2 protein-coding genes and 1 pseudogene are annotated in these 1258 nt (G+C 72.4%); 2 read left to right on the top strand and 1 reads right to left on the bottom strand.

The window, feature by feature from the left end; all coding sequences use genetic code 11:
* Positions 1-427: pseudogene (locus AC27IQ_RS24850) on the bottom strand (DEAD/DEAH box helicase); the annotation flags it as partial.
* Positions 428-635: 208 nt separating this feature from the next.
* On the opposite strand from AC27IQ_RS24850, the gene AC27IQ_RS24845 reads away from it, so the two are divergent.
* Positions 636-995, top strand: coding sequence for a translation initiation factor Sui1 (locus AC27IQ_RS24845; RefSeq protein WP_284428835.1), 360 nt, complete (start codon positions 636-638; stop codon positions 993-995).
* A 6-nt stretch (positions 996-1001) separates the two neighbouring features.
* Positions 1002-1241, top strand: coding sequence for a DUF3820 family protein (locus AC27IQ_RS24840; RefSeq protein ID WP_284408989.1), 240 nt, complete (start codon positions 1002-1004; stop codon positions 1239-1241).
* Positions 1242-1258: the final 17 nt, after the last annotated feature.

Genomic DNA, 1258 nt, shown 5'->3' with positions numbered 1-1258 from the left:
CAGGCGGCCCGGCGTGGCGCGACGATGTCGGCCCCGCTGCGCAGGCCCATCATCTGCGGGTTGATGGAGACGCCGCCGAACACCACGGCAACCGCCAGGCGGCTGCGGCAGCAGGTGCCGGGCCAGATCGCGCTCAGGACCTTCGCCGACCTGCTCCGCAGCTCGGCGGCGTGGCACCAGGCACCAGGGCCCGCACGCGGCGCGCGCCCCGGCCGGCCTGGGCCAGCGTGTGCGGCAGGCACTGCTGCAGCAGCGGCAAGGCGAAGGCGGCGGTCTTGCCCGAACCGGTCTGCGCACAGGCCCGCACGTCGGCGCCGCGCAGCACGGCCGGAATGGCCTCGGCCTGGACCGCCGTGGGCGTGGTGAAGCCCATCGCATCGGCGGCGTGGACAAGGGCGGGCGAGAGGCCGAGGGAAGCAAAAGGCATGGCAGGCGCGCACCGGGGCGCGAAGGAGGGAACCCGCGATTGTGCCGCCCTGGGGCGGGATGCGGATAATTCGCGGTCTTTGAGGCCTTTCCTGCCTCATTTCCTGCCTTCATTCCTTGCCCGCCGTCCTTCGCCCGCGCCCCGGGCCCCTCGCCATGCGCCTGATTGCCACTGCCGCCGTTTTCTTCAAAGCCCAGAGGGTGCCGCCATGCGCCTAAGCGACCTGGGCGGCCTCGTCTATTCGACCGAATCGGGCCGCATGTGCCCCGGGTGCCGCCAGCCCGTTGCGCAGTGCGCCTGCCAAGCGGTCCGCGCGGTGCCGGTGGGCGATGGCACCGTGCGGGTCTCTCGCGAGACCAAGGGGCGGGGCGGCAAGGCGGTCACGGTGGTGAAGGGCGTGGCGCTCGACGAGGCTGCGCTGGCGCTGCTGGGCAAGCAGCTCAAGGCCGCGTGCGGCAGCGGCGGTACCGTGAAGGACGGCGTGATCGAGGTGCAGGGCGACCATGTCGAGCGCGTGATGGACGTGCTGCGGCAACGGGGCCACACCGTCAAGCGGGCTGGGGGCTGAGCCGCCATGGATCCGGAACAACTGCAGCGCCTGCTGACCGTCCAGATGCCCTACGGCAAGTACAAGGGCCATGCCATTGCGGACCTGCCGGGCAACTACCTGAACTGGTTCGCCCGCGAAGGCTTTCCGCGCGGCGATCTGGGCCGGCTGCTGGCCCTCATGCACGAGATCGACCACAACGGCCTGTCGGCCCTGCTGGAGCCCCTGCGCGCCCAGGCCGGGCAGGGCCCGGCGACCCGGCGCTGAACCGCCGCCGCGCGCGC

It is taken from the genome of Acidovorax sp. KPB24-07 (assembly GCF_057543315.1).
The sequence above is the reverse complement of the archived record's forward strand: the minus strand, read 5'-3'. Positions and strand labels throughout refer to the sequence as shown.

Coding starts and splice junctions, on each gene's coding strand:
- AC27IQ_RS24845 (WP_284428835.1), top strand. CDS start 636: ATGCGCCTAAGCGACCTGGGCGGCCTCGTCTATTCGACCGAATCGGGC.
- AC27IQ_RS24840 (WP_284408989.1), top strand. CDS start 1,002: ATGGATCCGGAACAACTGCAGCGCCTGCTGACCGTCCAGATGCCCTAC.